At 34.7% G+C, this 16,523-nt stretch carries 13 protein-coding genes; 3 read left to right on the forward strand and 10 right to left on the reverse strand.

The window, feature by feature from the left end:
* Together B2741_RS02650 and B2741_RS02655 are read left to right on the forward strand one after the other, a co-directional pair.
* On the forward strand, positions 1-3,826 hold a 3,826-nt coding region (locus tag B2741_RS02650; RefSeq protein ID WP_291135191.1), incomplete at its 5' end, for a gliding motility-associated C-terminal domain-containing protein.
* A gap of 11 nt (positions 3,827-3,837) precedes the next feature.
* Entirely contained in the window at positions 3,838-4,716 is an 879-nt protein-coding gene (locus B2741_RS02655; protein WP_291135193.1) for a PorP/SprF family type IX secretion system membrane protein, read from the forward strand.
* Positions 4,717-4,777: 61 nt separating this feature from the next.
* Here the strand turns inward: B2741_RS02655 and ribB are convergent, their stop codons facing one another.
* From ribB to tpx, 6 genes are read right to left on the reverse strand one after another with little or no spacing between them, the layout of a single operon-like run.
* Complete coding sequence (gene ribB, locus B2741_RS02660; RefSeq protein WP_291135195.1) at positions 4,778-5,911, reverse strand: 3,4-dihydroxy-2-butanone-4-phosphate synthase; 1,134 nt, start codon at positions 5,909-5,911, stop codon at positions 4,778-4,780.
* Positions 5,912-5,915: 4 nt separating this feature from the next.
* Positions 5,916-7,352 carry an LptF/LptG family permease gene (locus B2741_RS02665; protein WP_414655295.1) on the reverse strand — a complete coding sequence of 479 codons (1,437 nt, stop codon included), beginning with the start codon at positions 7,350-7,352 and terminating at the stop codon, positions 5,916-5,918.
* Positions 7,353-7,398: 46 nt separating this feature from the next.
* Positions 7,399-8,043 (reverse strand): LolA family protein, encoded by a 645-nt coding sequence (locus tag B2741_RS02670; RefSeq protein ID WP_242004818.1) that lies wholly within the window; start codon positions 8,041-8,043, stop codon positions 7,399-7,401.
* A gap of 7 nt (positions 8,044-8,050) precedes the next feature.
* On the reverse strand, positions 8,051-10,573 hold the full coding sequence (locus B2741_RS02675) for a DNA translocase FtsK (RefSeq protein WP_291135201.1): 2,523 nt from the start codon (positions 10,571-10,573) through the stop codon (positions 8,051-8,053).
* Positions 10,574-10,606: 33 nt separating this feature from the next.
* A complete protein-coding gene (locus B2741_RS02680; RefSeq protein ID WP_133607372.1) occupies positions 10,607-10,981 on the reverse strand; it encodes a diacylglycerol kinase in 375 nt (124 codons plus the stop codon).
* A 1-nt stretch (position 10,982) separates the two neighbouring features.
* Positions 10,983-11,480, reverse strand: coding sequence for a thiol peroxidase (gene tpx / locus B2741_RS02685; protein WP_133607370.1), 498 nt, complete (start codon positions 11,478-11,480; stop codon positions 10,983-10,985).
* Positions 11,481-11,628: 148 nt separating this feature from the next.
* Between tpx and B2741_RS02690 the strand changes: the two genes are divergently transcribed.
* Positions 11,629-12,198, forward strand: coding sequence for a fasciclin domain-containing protein (locus B2741_RS02690; protein WP_291135203.1), 570 nt, complete (start codon positions 11,629-11,631; stop codon positions 12,196-12,198).
* A gap of 68 nt (positions 12,199-12,266) precedes the next feature.
* On the opposite strand, the gene B2741_RS02695 is transcribed toward B2741_RS02690, so the two are convergent.
* The 4 genes from B2741_RS02695 to B2741_RS02710 are packed head-to-tail and all read right to left on the reverse strand — an operon-like array spanning position 12,267 to position 16,484.
* Positions 12,267-12,905: an alpha/beta hydrolase gene (locus B2741_RS02695; protein ID WP_291135205.1), complete on the reverse strand. Its 639-nt coding sequence runs from the start codon at positions 12,903-12,905 to the stop codon at positions 12,267-12,269.
* A gap of 34 nt (positions 12,906-12,939) precedes the next feature.
* A complete protein-coding gene (locus tag B2741_RS02700) occupies positions 12,940-13,281 on the reverse strand; it encodes a hypothetical protein (protein ID WP_291135207.1) in 342 nt (113 codons plus the stop codon).
* A gap of 21 nt (positions 13,282-13,302) precedes the next feature.
* Positions 13,303-14,562 carry a dihydroorotase gene (locus tag B2741_RS02705; RefSeq protein ID WP_291135209.1) on the reverse strand — a complete coding sequence of 420 codons (1,260 nt, stop codon included), beginning with the start codon at positions 14,560-14,562 and terminating at the stop codon, positions 13,303-13,305.
* Positions 14,559-16,484 carry a vWA domain-containing protein gene (locus tag B2741_RS02710; protein ID WP_291135211.1) on the reverse strand — a complete coding sequence of 642 codons (1,926 nt, stop codon included), beginning with the start codon at positions 16,482-16,484 and terminating at the stop codon, positions 14,559-14,561. Before B2741_RS02710 ends, B2741_RS02705 begins: the two co-directional genes overlap by 4 nt.
* Positions 16,485-16,523: the final 39 nt, after the last annotated feature.

Raw genomic sequence — 16,523 nt, forward strand, 5'->3', positions numbered from 1 at the left:
ACAAAATGTAACTGTTACACAGCCAGCCGCTGTGGTTTCAGGCACAACAGTTGTAACGAATGTTGCATGTAATGGTGGAACTAATGGTGCAATTAATCTTACTCCAACAGGAGGAACAGGTCCTTATACTTTCAATTGGCTTCCTTCTGGACCTACAACTGAAGACAGAACAGGTTTAGCGGCGGGAAGTTATTCTGTTCTAATTACAGATGCAAACGGATGTACAGGAACTATTAATGGAATTACAGTAACACAGCCGACAGCTATTAGTACGGCTACTGGTTCACAAACTAATATTTCATGTAATGGTGGTTCTAATGGAACGGCTTCAGTTAGTCCATCTGGAGGAACGCCAGGTTATACTTATTCATGGTCTCCTAGTGGCGGAACGGGAGCTACAGCTACTGGTTTATCAGCAGGAACTTATACAGTAACTGTAACCGATGCTAATGGTTGTACAGCTACTCGCAGCTTTACACTAACTCAACCACCAGCTATTAGTACAGCTACAGGTTCACAAACTAATATTTCATGTAATGGTGGTTCTAATGGAACGGCTTCAGTTAGTCCTTCTGGAGGAACGCCAGGTTATACTTATTCATGGTCCCCTAGTGGTGGAACAGGAGCTACAGCTACTGGTTTATCAGCAGGAACTTATACAGTAACTGTAACCGATGCAAATAGTTGTACGGCTACTCGCAGTTTTACACTAACTCAACCACCAGCTATTAGTACAGCTACAGGTTCACAAACTAATATTTCATGTAATGGTGGTTCAAATGGATCTGCTTCAGTTAGTCCATCTGGAGGAACGCCAGGTTATACTTATTCATGGTCCCCTAGTGGCGGAACAGGAGCTACAGCTACTGGTTTATCAGCAGGAACTTATACAGTAACTGTAACCGATGCTAATAGTTGTACAGCTACTCGCAGTTTTACACTAACTCAACCAACTAGCTTAGTAGCAAGTGCTTCAGCTCAGACGAATGTTTCGTGTAATGGAGGTTCTAATGGAAGTGCTACAGTAGCCGTAACTGGCGGTACGCCTGGTTATACTTATAGTTGGTCTCCAAGTGGCGGAACAAGTGCTACAGCTACTGGCTTATCAGCAGGAACTTATACGGTTACTGTAACAGATGCTAACGGATGTACAGCAACTCAAACATTTACAATTACTCAACCACCTTTATTGGTTCTAACTCCAGCATCTCAAACAAATATTGCATGTAATGGCGGATCAAATGGAGCCGCTACAGTAAATGCTGCTATAGGTGGAGCAGGAGGATATACTTATGATTGGACACCAGGAACACCAACAGGAGATGGTACTACATCAGTTACAGGCTTATCAGCAGGAACTTACACGGTTACTGTTACCGATGCTAACGGATGTGTTGCAAATCAATCGTTTACCATTACTCAGCCAACTTCTTTAGTTGCAAGTGCTTCAGCTCAGACAAATGTTTCGTGTAATGGAGGTTCAAATGGAAGTGCAACGGTAGCAGTTACAGGAGGAACACCTGCATATACTTATTCTTGGTCTCCAAGTGGTGGGACAGGTGCTATAGCTTCTGGTTTATCAGCAGGAACTTATACGGTTACTGTAACAGATGCTAACGGATGTACAGCTACTCAATCTTTTACAATTACTCAACCAACAGCATTAATAGCAAGTGCTTCAGCTCAGACGAATGTTTCGTGTAATGGAGGTTCAAATGGAAGTGCTACTGTTACTGCAACAGGAGGAACAGGAGCTTATACTTATAGTTGGGCACCAAGTGGAGGTACTGCTGCATCAGCTATAGGCTTATCAGCAGGAACTTATACGGTTACTGTAACAGATGCTAACGGATGTACAGCTACTCAATCTTTTACAATTACTCAACCAACTGCATTAGTAGCAAGTGCATCAGCACAAACTAATGTTTCGTGTAATGGAGGTTCAAATGGTAGTGCAACAGTTGCAGTTACAGGAGGAACAGGATCTTATACTTATAGTTGGGCACCAAGTGGAGGTACAGCTGCAACAGCTTCTGGGTTAATGGCAGGAACTTATACCGTTACTGTTAGCGATGCAAACGGTTGTACAGCTACTCAAACATTTACAATTACTCAACCACCAGTATTAGTTGCAAGTGCTTCAGCTCAGACGAATGTTTCTTGTAATGGAGGATCAAATGGTAGTGCAACTGTTGCAGTTACAGGCGGAGCAGGAGCTTATACTTATAGTTGGGCACCAAGCGGAGGTACTGCTGCAACGGCTACGGGTTTAACAGCAGGAACTTATACGGTTACTGTAACAGATGCTAACGGATGTACAGCTACTCAATCTTATACAATTACTCAACCTACAGTTTTGGATGGAACTACATTTAAAACAGATGTTTCTTGTAATGGAGGATCAAATGGTACTGCTACTGTTTCCGTAACAGGTGGTACAGGTCCTTATACCTATAGTTGGTTGCCTAGTGGTGGAACAAATTTCATGGCTACAGGTTTATCAGCTGGTACTTATACCGTTACTGTAACAGATTCTAATGGTTGTCAAATAACTAGAACACCTATAGTAGCAGAACCTACAATTTTAGCTGTTGCTTCTACAAGTCAAACTGATGTTTCTTGTGTTGGAGCTTCAGACGGTCAAGCTACGGTAGTAATATCAGGAGGTACAGCACCTTATACTTATAGTTGGTCACCAACAGGAGGTACAGCTGCAACAGCATCTGGTTTGATTGCGGGAACTTATACCGTTACTGTAATTGATGCAAATGGTTGTACGTTAAATCAAATTTTTACAATAGGAACAGTATTAGATGTTACTAATCCAACAATTGTTGCTCCGGCAGATGTAAATGTTACTGCGAATACTGGTTGTAGTGCTACAGGTGTAGTTCTTGGAGTTCCAGTAGTAAGTGATAACTGTGTGGTGGCTTCATTTTCTTCAAATGCTCCATCTTCATTCCCAGTTGGAACAACAATTGTAACATGGACAGTTGTAGATGGTTTAGGAAATACTGCTACTGCTGCACAGAATGTTGTGGTGCAAGATATAACTCCTCCAATAGTTAATGTGCAAAACATTACAATTGCGTTAGACAATACAGGAGTAACCACTATAACTTCATCTATGGTTGATAATGGTTCTACAGATAATTGTGCAATTGCTACTGTAACAGTTTCTCAAGATACATTTGATTGTAGCAATGAAGGTGCTAATGTAATTGTAGTTACCGTTACAGATATTCATGGAAATAGTGCTACTTCAAATGTTACAGTTACTATTACAAATGCATTTGCTGATACCGATTCAGATGGTGTTAAAGATAATTGTGATGATGACGATGATAATGATGGTGTTTTGGATATTAATGATAACTGTCAATTAGTTCAAAATTCAGGTCAAGAAGATAATGACTCAGATGGTTTAGGTGATATTTGTGATGATGACGATGATAACGATGGTGTTTTAGATATTGTTGATAATTGCCAATTTACGTATAATCCTGGTCAAGAAGATATTGATAATGATGGTATGGGTAATGTTTGTGACTTAATAGAAATAAATGTTTCTCAGGCTATTACGCCAAATGGAGATGGTATTAATGATACCTGGTTAATTATCAATATTGAAAATCATCCAAATTCTTTTGTACGAGTATTTAATCGTTGGGGCGACGAAGTATTTAGCAAACGAAATTATTTAAGTGATTGGGATGGAACCAATAAAGGTAAAGATTTACCTGAAGCAGGTTCTTATTATTACCAAATTGACTTAGATGGTAATGGTTCTGTAGATCATGATGGATGGGTTTATATCACACGTTAATGAAAGCTTATATGAAAAAAATAATTAGTACAATAGTATTTTTAGTAGTAACAATTACTGCTAATGCACAGCAAGAAAGTTTGTTTAGTTTTTACAGGAATCATATGAACTTAGTAAATCCTGCTTATGCGGGGGCAGAAGATGAAACCCTTATAAATAGCTCATATAGAAAACAATGGGCAGGAATTGAGGAAGCTCCTGAAACACAAGCAGTATCTTTTGGAACGCCACTTGGAAAATCAATAGGTTTTGGTGTTTCAATGGTGCATGACAAAACCTTTATTGAAAAACAGACTTTTCTTGGGATTGATTTTTCGTATAAATTAGATCTAAACGCAACTCATAAATTGTATATGGGATTAAAGGTAGGAGGAAATTTCTATGATGTAAACACATCGGGTTTACAAACCTATAACGTTATGACTGATCCAGCTTTAGAGTCAATAAATAATTTTAATCCAAATGTTGGTTTAGGATTTTATTTAAAGCATGATTCTTATTATGTATCATTATCTAGCCCTCGAATTTTGAACACTGAAAGAGCGGATGAGAGTAATGGTTTTGCTTCTACAGCAACGGATAAACCACATATTTATTTGAGTTCAGGTTATAACTATATCATAAATGAAAAATTTGATTTTATTCCATCGTTTATGTTACGTTATGTTAATGGAGCTCCTTTGAATGCTGATATTACAGCTTCTTTTGAATATGATAAAACCGCTACCATAGGGATTGCTTACAGAACTAGTAATGTAATTTCAGGATTATTTTCTATTGTAGCTAGTAAACGATTAACTTTAGGATATGCATATGAAAGTGCTTTAGAAAGTGACTTAAAAGGCAGAGCTAACGGAACTCATGAATTTATATTAAAATTCAAAATCTAGTTAAGAATTAAATAAAAAAAATCCCCTTAGTTTATCTAAGGGGATTTTTGTTTATAAGAAATTAATAATTTACATAATCGGTAATTTCTAATCCATAGCCAATCATTCCTACACGTTTCGTAGGAGCAGTGCTGTTGGATAGTAGTTCAATTTTGGTAATGTCTATGTCGTGAAGGATTTGCGCTCCAATTCCGAAATCTTTGGTGTCCATTTTAATTTGTGGGGCACGCATTTCTCCTTGGCTTTGTAATACTTTTAATTCGGCAATACGATCTAATAATTCTAATGATTTTACTTCTTGATTGATAAATACAATAGCCCCTTTTTCAGCTTCGTTAATTTTGCGGAAAATATCATCTAGTTTCTTATCGTTGTTAACGGTAAGCGTGCCCAAAATATCATTGTTGACTTGGGTTGTGTTGATACGTGTTAAAACCGATTCTCCTGCATTCCAAGTTCCTTTTGTTAAGGCAATGTGTACTTGTTTGTTTGTGGTTTGTAAATAGGCACGCATTCTAAATGTTCCAAAACGCGTTTCTATATCAAAATCTTCTTTCTTTTGAATTAAACTATCGTGTTGCATTCTGTAAGCCACTAAAGCTTCAATAGAAACCAATTTTAAGTCGAATTTTTTAGCCACTTTTACCAACTGTGGTAAACGCGCCATTGTTCCGTCTTCGTTCATGATTTCTACGATGACACCCGCTGGTTTAAATCCTGCTAATCTTGCGAAATCAATTGCTGCTTCTGTGTGTCCTGTTCTTCTTAAAACACCACCTTGTTTTGCAATTAAAGGAAAAATATGTCCAGGACGCGCTAGGTCGAAAGGTTTGGTTTCTGAATCAATCAAGGCTTGAATGGTTAAAGCTCTATCCGAAGCAGAAATTCCTGTTGATACTCCTTTCCCTTTTAAGTCAACCGAAACGGTAAAAGCCGTTTCCATGTGGTCGGTATTGTTACGTACCATGGCATGAAGGTCTAATTCTTTACAACGCGATTCTGTCAAAGGAGCACAAATTAGACCTCTTCCGTGTGTTGCCATAAAGTTAATCATTTCAGGTGTTACTTTTTCGGCAGCGGCTAAGAAGTCACCTTCATTTTCTCTGTCTTCATCATCTACTACTATAATTACTTTTCCTTGACGGATATCTTCAATAGCTTCTTCAATCGTATTTAGTTGTATGTTCTTTGACATGGTATTAGTTGTTGTCGTCGTTATTTTGTGTTATTTTATTAAAAAGTTTTTTAAATGGATCGGTTATCCAATCAAAATTAATCATAATTCCAATATCGTTTGTAGCACGATAGGTAAGTAAAATAGCAAAAGGTGTCATCAATATAGAAGCCATCCAAGCTCCTAAAAAGGGAGTAATTTCATCTTGTTGTGCTACTTTTCTTCCGAATGTATTAATGAAATGGAAGGTTATGAAAATTAAAACTGCAAAAACAATTGGTAAACCTAATCCTCCTTTTCGGATAATAGCTCCCAGTGGCGCTCCAATAAAAAACATTAATAAACAAGAATAAGCAATCACAAATTTTTCATGAATGGCCAACCAGTGATTGTTAATGTTTTTCGATTTATTTTCTAAATCCAATTTGCTTGATTGAATAATAAATTCGGTGCTAGTAACATTGCTTTTTGCCGTTTCCAGTATTTGATTGCGCTCTGGAGCCGTAAAAATTGATAAAATATCTTTTTTAGGCTCTGCTTTTACAATACGTTCTTTAGGAGAAGTTGTAATAATTGTTGTTGGATTATTTTTTCTAAAAATATTATCACTTCTCATTACTACATCATCAGCATAAGAAATAACATCTTTATTATAGCTTTTTTGTAACGTATCTAGAGTGATTTTTAGTTCAGGAACGGTAAGCATTTTTTCAGAAGTAATGTTACCATCATCAATTTCTGCTTGATTTAATTTGGTTAAATCGATATTGATTACATATTTTTCAAAACTACTTTTTGCAAATGGTAGGCGTTTGCGTTCTTCAAAGTTCTTTGGATGAATATCTTCATAATAGTATCCATCGTATAATTCCAATTGTAAATAATTAGAATCGTCTTCGCTGGTTAAAACACCTCTTTTTGCTTTGATGATAGTATTTGCACCCAAACCCATGTTGTTATTTTTAACGTGCATAGTAACACCCTCTAAAAACTCGCCATTATCCCCCGATTTTTTATCTACTTTAATATTGGATGTTCCAATGGTGTTAAACTGTCCTTCGGCAATAGCCATAGCTGGTTTTTGCTGTACAATAGTTTTTCTAAGATTGATGAATTTATACTGCGCATCTGGAATAACGTTATTGGCAAAAAAGAAGGATACGATAGCTAAGATTCCAATTGTAATCGTTAGCATTTTCATAGCGCGTTGCAACGAAATTCCGGAAGATTTCATAGCAGCAAATTCATAATTTTCGGCAAAACTACCAAAGGTCATGATGGAAGCTAATAAAACCGAAAGTGGTAAAACTAACGGAACAATAGTTGGAGCGTAGAAGGATAGAAATTTAAGAATGGTAAAAAAGTCCAAATCTTTACCCGCTAATTCGGCAATAAAAAGCCAAATTCCTTGTAAAACGAATATAAAAAACAAGATTACAAATACCGAAGTAAATGTAATCATGAAAGATTTAATAATGTATTTATCTAATATTTTCACCCGAACGAAATTAGTCTAATTTATTGATGTAATAATTAGGATATTTTGATTTTGTAAAGGTAAAATGATTTTTCGATAATGGCTGATTTGTTTTAAAAGAATTAACAGTTAAAGTGGTTTTTGTACCATTTTTACCCACTTCAATCACGGTGTAGATGTGTTTTGTTTGAACATCAATACCAACTAAGATTTCTTTGCGTTGATCTTTGCTACTATTTGGGGTTAATTTTATGTATTGAATTTTTCTTCCTTTTAGATTTTGAGGAATATCCCAAGCGTATTTGTAACCTGTATTAAAAAACGTCAACATCTTGTTTGGAGTAATAGCATTTTCGTCTTTAGGATCAAAGTTAGCTACCGTAATTTCTTCATCTTCAGGAACAACCGTGTATACTTTTTTTCCATCGAAAATCTTAGTTACGCCCATGAAATTTAAGTTGTATAAATTTCCTTGAAGCGCCACATTTCCTTTACTCTCTTGGTTGATATTTTCCTTTGGATTGTTTAAAGAATATTTAAAGTCAATCACTATATTATTGTACGATTTTACTTTGGCAGACACTTCATCTAATAACTCTTTTGCTTTTTTAGCATCTTGAGCCTGAAGTGAAAAACCAATTAGTAATGCGATTGCAACTTGTAAAAAACGTTTCATTTTGATATTAATTTTGTTCATTATTTAAAAAATGTTCCAGAGCAACTAAATCAGGAATTAAAACTGAACGGGCTTTACTTCCTTCAAAAGGACCTACAATACCAGCAGCTTCTAATTGATCAATCAATCTTCCTGCTCTGTTGTAGCCTAATTTTAATTTTCTTTGGATTAAAGAAGCGCTTCCTTGTTGTGCGGTGACAATTACTTCGGCAGCATCTCTAAATAAAGAATCTCTTTCGGATATGTCTATATCAAGTTTTATGCCACTTTCCTCACCCACATACTCTGGAAGTAGGTAGGCTTCTGGATATGCTTTTTGCGAACCAATGAAATCACAAATCTTATCTACCTCTGGTGTATCTACAAAAGCACATTGTACTCTGACGATTTCGTTACCTTGTGTATATAACAAATCACCTCGACCAATTAACTGATCGGCTCCACCTGAATCTAAAATAGTTCTCGAATCAATTTTAGAAGTTACTCTAAATGCAATACGCGCTGGGAAGTTGGCTTTAATCATCCCAGTAATTACGTTTACTGATGGACGTTGTGTAGCAATAATTAAGTGAATACCAATAGCACGTGCTAACTGTGCCAAACGAGCAATAGGCGTTTCTACTTCTTTACCAGCGGTCATTATTAAATCAGCAAACTCGTCTACTACTAATACAATGTATGGTAAAAAGCGGTGTCCGTTTTCAGGATTTAACTTACGGTTTCTGAATTTTTCGTTATATTCTTTGATATTTCTAACCATCGCATCTTTTAATAAAGAATAACGGTTGTCCATTTCAATACATAGTGAGTTTAAGGTGTTAATTACCTTGGTGTTATCGGTGATAATAGCATCGCCACCATCAGGTAGTTTGGCTAAATAATGACGTTCAATTTTATTGAAAAGAGTTAACTCAACCTTTTTCGGATCGACTAAAACGAATTTCACTTCGGCTGGATGTTTTTTGTAGAGTAGGGAAGTCAATACGGCATTTAATCCTACTGATTTACCTTGTCCAGTAGCACCTGCCATCAATAAGTGAGGCATTTTGGCTAAGTCTACTACAAATGTTTCATTAGAAATGGTTTTTCCTAAAGCAATAGGTAATTCCATTTCTGCGGTTTGGAATTTTGGTGAAGAGATAACACTCTTCATAGAAACCATAGTGGGATTGTTGTTTGGCACTTCGATACCAATAGTTCCTTTTCCAGGAATAGGCGCAATAATACGGATTCCTAAAGCCGCTAACGACAATGCAATATCGTCTTCTAAGTTTTTGATTTTGGAGATACGAATACCAGCTTCTGGTACAATTTCGTATAAAGTAACCGTTGGACCAACAGTAGCTTTAATTTGCGAAATACCAATGCTGTAATTCTTTAATGTATCTACAATTTTATTTTTATTTTCTTCTAATTCGGCTTGATTGATGGTAATTCCGCCCGATGAATATTCTTTTAATAAATCAATTGGAGGAAATTGATAATGTGATAATTCTAATGTTGGATCAAATAAACCAAAATCCTGAACCAATTTAGCGGCAAGATTTTCTTCTACTAAAACTTCTTCCTCAATTTTTTCAATTACAAAAGCGTCTTCAGTAACAAAATTTTCTTTAGGAATACTTCTGTCTTCGATAGAAAAATTGGTTACTTCTGGAGTTTCAACTTTTGGTTTTGGATCTAAATTTAATTCAGATGCCGAAGCAATTGTTGGTTTTAAAGCTTCTTTATTAATCTCGAAAGAGGAAGGATAAGTTTTCAATTCGAAATTACCCATTTCTTCTTCGTCTTCGGTTAAGATAAAATCGTCTTTAGCATTTGAAGGAGTTGTGATTGGTAAATCGGTATTGATTTCGTCTTCATTCTCTTCATCTGTTGTGTTTTCTGCTACAGGAATCACGTTGTTGTCTGCAGCAATATCTTCATTAAAAGCTGTTTGTGGTTTTTCAAAAACTTTAGTAAAACTTTCAGGCGACATTTTAATTTTGAATACCAAGAAAAGTACAATCCCAAATAAAAGCACTAATAAAGTTCCAGTTTTTCCAATGTAATCTTGAATGAATAGGTTCATTTCATAACCAACTGTTCCTCCTAATTGCGGAATGTATTCCCAGAAAAAACCTAAGATTATTGAAATAAAAATGATAAGATAAAAATCCCAGAAAAAACTTCTTTTAAGTTTAGCTAAAGCCATATCTAAAACTAGGTAAGCTCCCACTAAAAACAAGATTCTAACAAAGATAAATGAGGCAACTCCAAATCCTTTATAAAGGAAGAAGTCGGCTAAGTAAGCTCCAAATTTCCCTAACCAGTTATCGGCTTTAGCGCCTCTATTGGTTAATTCTGTCACTAAATCCTGGTCGTTATTTCCTGTAATGAAATAGGAAATAAAAGACAGCAATAAGGCTAATGAAAAGAATATAAGCGAAATACCTAAAATAAACTTTTGTTGACGACTTAAGCGCCAAGAGAATTTTTCTTTGGTTTCTGTAGGAGAATTAACAGTGTCTTTGCTAGTTTTTTTGGCCATGTAAACGGAACAATTTTTACAAAAGTAGCTAAATTAAAACAAATACGGAAAATAAATAATACATCCGATTGTTATGGCAGTTAAGGCTGCAAAAAATACAGCTCCAGCGGCGATATCTTTAATAAAACCGATGCGTTCGTGATAATCTGGATGAATAAAATCGGCAATTTTTTCAACTGCTGTGTTTAAACCTTCAATTCCTAATACTAAACCAAAAACCAGAATTTGCATCATCCATTCGTAACGGTTGATTCCAAAGTAAAATCCAGCAAATGTCATAAGTACAGCCAATGAAGACTGTACCATGACACTATGTTCTGTTGTAATTAATTTTATTGCTCCCTTTAAAGCAAATTTCATACTTTTTAATCGGCCTGTAAAAAGGGTTTCGTCTTTTTCGAATTTCATATTATAGTACCGCTAAAGCAGCGTCGTAATTTGGCTCGTCAGCAATTTCTTTTACTTGTTCTGTGTGAAGAATAGTTCCGTTTTCATCTAAAACGATTACCACACGTGAATGTAAACCTGCTAAAGGTCCATCAGTTATTTCTAAACCGTAGTTTTTTCCAAAACTTCCTTCTTTAAAATCAGATAAATTGATTACGTTTTCTAATCCTTCTGCACCACAAAAACGTTTTTGAGCAAAAGGCAAATCTCTCGAAATACATAATACTTTAGTATTTGCTAAAGCGCTTGCTTTTTCATTGAATTTTCTAACAGAAGCCGCACAAGTTCCCGTATCAATACTTGGAAAAATGTTTAAAACTACTTTTGATCCAGCAAAATCAGCCAAAGTAGCTGTGCCTAAATCGGTTTTTACCATATTAAAGTCAGTAGCTTTTGAACCTACTGCTGGCAATTCGCCATTTGTGTGAATTGGATTTCCTCCTAATGTAATTGATGCCATAGCTTTTAATTTTTTTTGAATAACAAAAGTAAAGAATAATTGGTTAAAGTTGAACTTATACTTTGCTTAAGATTATTTTTTTTTAGTTTTTTAAAACCAAGATTTTATTTTCAGCGTAAATGCAATTATAAAACTTAAAAATTATAATATGAAAACGAACAAAATTTTTGCTACTGCTATTGTAGCTTTCGGATTATTAGTTGGAACATCGTCTTTTGCTCAGATGAAAGAAAAAACAGTTGAAGTAGGAGGAGCTCCTATGTATCCTAGTAAAAATATAGTAGAAAATGCGGTTAATTCTAAAGACCACACTACATTAGTTACTGCTGTAAAAGCTGCAGGATTAGTAGATGTATTAATGTCTGATGGACCATTCACCGTTTTTGCCCCAACAAATGCTGCGTTTGCGAAATTACCTGCTGGAACTGTTGAAACCTTATTGAAACCAGAGAATTTAAAATTATTGCAAACTATTTTAACCTACCATGTAGTAGCTGGAAAAATGAATGCAAAAGATATTGATGCTGCTATTAAAAAAGGAAACGGAAAAGCGACATTAAAAACAGTTAGCGGTGGTATGTTAACAGCTTGGATGAAAGGTAAAGACCTATATGTTACTGATGAAAACGGAAACAGTGCCAAAGTAACAATTGCTGATGTAAACCAAAAAAATGGTGTGATTCACGTAGTAGATACGGTGGTTACTCCAAAGTCATAATGATTAAAATGTTTAGTTTAGTTTGTTAAACGAAAAGCTCTGAATTGTTAGTTCAGAGCTTTTTTATTTTATCGTTGTAACCAATTTTTTAAATCGAAGAAGTTTTTTGGAGAAACCCCATGTCCAATTGGGTATTCTTGGTATTCCACTTCTAAACCTAAGTTTTCTAAAGCTGGTTTAGCTTTTCTTGCCCAGTCTACAGGAATTACTTGATCAACCGAACCATGAGAAACAAAGAATTTCAAATGTGAAATGGCTTTGGTATCTATAACTTCTGGTAGGATTTCTTGATTAAAATAACCACTTAACGCGACTACTTTTGATATTTTTTCAGGATAGGTTAGGGCAGTAGCATAACTTAAAATTGCACCTTGACTAAAACCAATTAACGTTACATTTTTAGCGTCGATTGGATATTGTTTAACGATTTCGTCAATAAAACTCGCTATGATTTCAACCGATTGTTTGGCTTGTACGTTATCCGAAAACTTGTTTTCGTCTGCATCAAAATGAATGGCATACCAAGCGTGTCCGTAAGGTTGTAAGTCATAAGGTGCACGAACTGATATTACATAACTATCGTCTGGTAATTCGGGAGCGAATGAAAATAAATCTTCTTCGTTACTGCCATAACCGTGTAAAAGTAGTAATAATGGATTTTTATCGTGTTTAACTTTTGGTTCTTGTACTAAATAATGTAAATTCATTTAAAAAAGGTTAAAAGTTTAGGTGTTTAAAAGTTTAAAAGGATTTGAATAGTTTTTGATATAAATTCCCAACTAATGGAATTGGTTTCGTTTCCCCTTTAATAGCGGATAAAATTCCGAACACCCATAATACAGTAAAAAACACCCAAAAAGAAACATAAATTTGTGTATTACTAAAGTTAGAAATTAGTAATCCAATTGAAATAAAAGTAAGATTTAATCCTACTGCTTGCTTGATGTGAAACGATGCAAATTTATTTTTTGTTTCAGCATTCATTGAAAGTGCAATTAACACTCCAATAATCAAAATATAACTAGTAATAGCTGTAATTTTTCCTTTTTCGATATCGCTTTTTCCTTGTTCTACTTCATTCATAATTTAAAAAATTATCAATTATTAATTGTCCATTATTAATTGTCCATTATTGTAAATTCCAACAGCTTTTCCTTTCATTTTTTGTCCTAAGAAAGCAGAATTTTTAGATTTTGATATGATGTTTTCTTTTCCAAATATCCATTCGTCATCTGTTGTAAAAAGCGAAATATCGGCTTTATTTCCAATTTTAATTGATGGATTATTAATATTGAAAACCAGTTTATTAGCATTTAATTTTTCAACTACAACTTCAAGTGGTAAAATCGTTAGTAAAGCACCAAAAGCACTTTCTAATCCTATGGTTCCGTCTTTGGCTAAATCAAATTCTAATTTCTTAAGCTCGATATCTAAAGGATTATGATCAGAAGTAATGCAGTCAATTGTTCCATCTAAAACTGCTTGCACTAAAGCTTTTCTAGTAGCTTCTTCGCGTAATGGAGGCAATACTTTGTATCGCGAATCAAATCCCATCAATATTTCATCGTTTAAGACTAAATTATGAATCGCAACGCTACAAGTCACTTGTAATCCTTTTGCTTTGGCTTCTTTGATTAATTTAATACTTCCTTGAGTTGAAATGGTTGGGATATGTAATTTTCCACCTGTGTATTCTAATAAAAATAAGTTGCGAGCGACTTGTAATTCTTCGGCTAAAGCTGGGATTCCTTTCATACCTAATTTGGTACTCACCACACCTTCATTTGCAATTCCGATTCCTTTTAGCGTGCTGTCTTGACAAAAAGCGATAACTATTCCGTCGAAATCTTGTACATATTGTAAGGCAATTTTTTGAAGATTGGCATTTTGTAACGCTTTTTTATAATCACCAAAGGCAATGGCTCCAGCGTTTTTCATATCGAATAATTCCGCTAAATCGGTTCCTTCACTACCTTTCGTTAAAGCACCAATTGGATATAAAGTTGTTCCTTGGTTTTTAGCTCTGTCCAATACAAATCGTACTTGCGCTTGATTATCGATAGTTGGATTTGAGTTAGGTTGTAAAGCTACCGCTGTAAATCCGCTTTTAGCAGCGACTTTCAAGCCGTTTTCTATGGTTTCGCGGTCTTCATAGCCTGGTTCTCCAAAAGAAACCGAGCTGTCCATCCAACCTTGAGAAACGTTTAAATTAGGAATATTCACAACTTCAAAACCTGAAGTAGCTGCGATTTCTTTTTCTATTTGTGTTATCGTTCCGTTTTCAATTTTGATGTCCATGATTTGGTTGTGAAAAGGACTTGAAGCGTCGATGATTTTGGCTTGTTTTAGAATAACTTGCGTCATTTTACAAATTTTTGGATTAGTAGTTCTGTTATTAAAAATAGTAGTGTTGCGATGATAAACCATTTCCAAATTTTATTGCTCGTGCGTTCGGAAGCAATGTCATTTAGAACGGTGGATATGTTGTTTACTTTGGTAAAATTTTCAAAATTTGCAGTTAAAATTTGTGTTAAATCGCTTTCCGTTCTTGGATAGTTGAAACTGATTTTCTTTAACGATTCATCGCCTTTAATAACTTCAAAATTCCCTGCTTTTTCAGGATAATCGCCAAAAGAAAGTTTACATTTTGCATTTAAAATTTGTTGCATCGGAATGAAACTATAACCTTCTTTTTGAACCGAAACCACTTCGTCTTTTGCTAAAATAGTTTCTAAAATTAGGTTGTCATTTTCTCCGATGGTATAAGCATTAATCCCTGTTTTGCCTTGATTCTGTCCCATGTTGTAGAATGTTGGAACAATTAAAGGTGCATTTTGGAAGTTACTATTTTGTTTGTTTATCGGAGCCGAAAAAGCGTAAAACGTTCCCAATCGATTCGTAGTTGAACCTACAAAAACCAAATTGTCTTCGTATTGTAAAATGTTCGTAATTCCTGATAAAGTAAAACTTTCTTTAACATTTGGATATTGAAAATTAGTCACTTTTTTCTCAAAAACCGTTTGATATAATGGATGATTAAAGTTGATTTTCGTGATTTGTTTTTCTGCGATTGATAGTTGCGAATAATTTAATCCACCAAAGTTTTTTGCAAAAGTATTCAATAGACTTGTGGTGTTTTTTGCATTCGGAATTAAAATAATATTTCCACCTTTTTCGTAAAACGATTTTAGCGTTGTTCCTAAAGCAACTGGTAAATCTTCCAATTCATTTAAAACAATTGCATCTTGATTTTCAATTTGATTGTAATCTAAAGTAGCTAATGCTGTACTTTGAAAATTAAATTCATCGGCCGTAAAAATGCGACTCAAGAAATTGTTTTTGTCTGAAGTTCCAATCGCAATTACATTCGCTTTTTCAGGTTTTGAAATGCTTAAATAGTAATCGTTATCGTAGCTTAGACTGTTATCTTCAATACTAATATTTCCGTGAAAATCGTTTTTTGGAATGGTGATAGCAATTTCAGTTTTTTGATTTTCAAATCTTGCAATTGTTTTGGCAATGGCTTTATTGTTACTAAAAACAGAAAGTGGTACTTCATTCTCCGTTTCTCCAAAAGCTTGAAGCGTAATCTTTAACTCATAGAATTGATCCAAAACTTGTGAAATCGCAACGTTATCTATGCTGATGTTGGTTTTGTTTTGCGCTTCGGGTTGGATAAAATATACTACATTGTTTTCTGCCAAATCCAATGCTTTTTTACTTTCCGATTGAATTGCATCTGTTATGATGACGTAATCTTTTTTAGTGTTTTTCTTTTTAGTTTCAACTTGATTAATCAAATAATCCAACTGAAATGGCATTGCGGAATATTTTAAATTCTGCAATTCTTTCTGAATAGATTTAATATCCGTATCCCAAAAAACTTCCGAATTGGTAAGTAATGAGAATTGTTGGTTCTCAGGTAGTTCTTCTAATAAATCTTGGATGCTTCGTTTTAGTAATTCGCCTTTTGCGCCTTTGGCTTGCATCGAAAACGAGTTGTCTAATAAAATAATTAACTCGTTGCCTTTATTTGAAGTGTCTTTGGCGTTAAAAAAAGGTTGGGCAAAAGCGATAATCAAACAAGCTAACAACAATAGGCGAGTAGCCAACAATAACCATTTCTTGATTTTAGAACTTTTTCGGGTTTGAATTTGAAGTTCTTTTAGAAGTTTTACGTTAGTAAAATATTCTTTTTTAAAACGACGTAATTGAAATAAATGCACCAAAATTGGTATGACCAACAGAAAAAGGAAGTAGAGAATTTCTGGATGTTTGAACTGCATTTATTATTAGAATTTGTCAAAAGTACGAAATTCAATTTA

Origin of the sequence: Flavobacterium sp. UBA7663, assembly GCF_002483315.1 — a bacterium.
Taxonomy (GTDB): domain Bacteria; phylum Bacteroidota; class Bacteroidia; order Flavobacteriales; family Flavobacteriaceae; genus Flavobacterium.

Bases quoted from the DNA above. Each gene is read 5' to 3' on its own strand.
- B2741_RS02655 (WP_291135193.1), top strand. From the start codon at position 3,838: ATGAAAAAAATAATTAGTACAATAGTATTTTTAGTAGTAACAATTACT.
- ribB (WP_291135195.1), bottom strand. From the start codon at position 5,911: ATGTCAAAGAACATACAACTAAATACGATTGAAGAAGCTATTGAAGAT.
- B2741_RS02665 (WP_414655295.1), bottom strand. From the start codon at position 7,352: ATGATTACATTTACTTCGGTATTTGTAATCTTGTTTTTTATATTCGTT.
- B2741_RS02670 (WP_242004818.1), bottom strand. From the start codon at position 8,043: ATGAAACGTTTTTTACAAGTTGCAATCGCATTACTAATTGGTTTTTCA.
- B2741_RS02675 (WP_291135201.1), bottom strand. From the start codon at position 10,573: ATGGCCAAAAAAACTAGCAAAGACACTGTTAATTCTCCTACAGAAACC.
- B2741_RS02680 (WP_133607372.1), bottom strand. From the start codon at position 10,981: ATGAAATTCGAAAAAGACGAAACCCTTTTTACAGGCCGATTAAAAAGT.
- tpx (WP_133607370.1), bottom strand. From the start codon at position 11,480: ATGGCATCAATTACATTAGGAGGAAATCCAATTCACACAAATGGCGAA.
- B2741_RS02690 (WP_291135203.1), top strand. From the start codon at position 11,629: ATGAAAACGAACAAAATTTTTGCTACTGCTATTGTAGCTTTCGGATTA.
- B2741_RS02695 (WP_291135205.1), bottom strand. From the start codon at position 12,905: ATGAATTTACATTATTTAGTACAAGAACCAAAAGTTAAACACGATAAA.
- B2741_RS02700 (WP_291135207.1), bottom strand. From the start codon at position 13,281: ATGAATGAAGTAGAACAAGGAAAAAGCGATATCGAAAAAGGAAAAATT.
- B2741_RS02705 (WP_291135209.1), bottom strand. From the start codon at position 14,562: ATGACGCAAGTTATTCTAAAACAAGCCAAAATCATCGACGCTTCAAGT.
- B2741_RS02710 (WP_291135211.1), bottom strand. From the start codon at position 16,484: ATGCAGTTCAAACATCCAGAAATTCTCTACTTCCTTTTTCTGTTGGTC.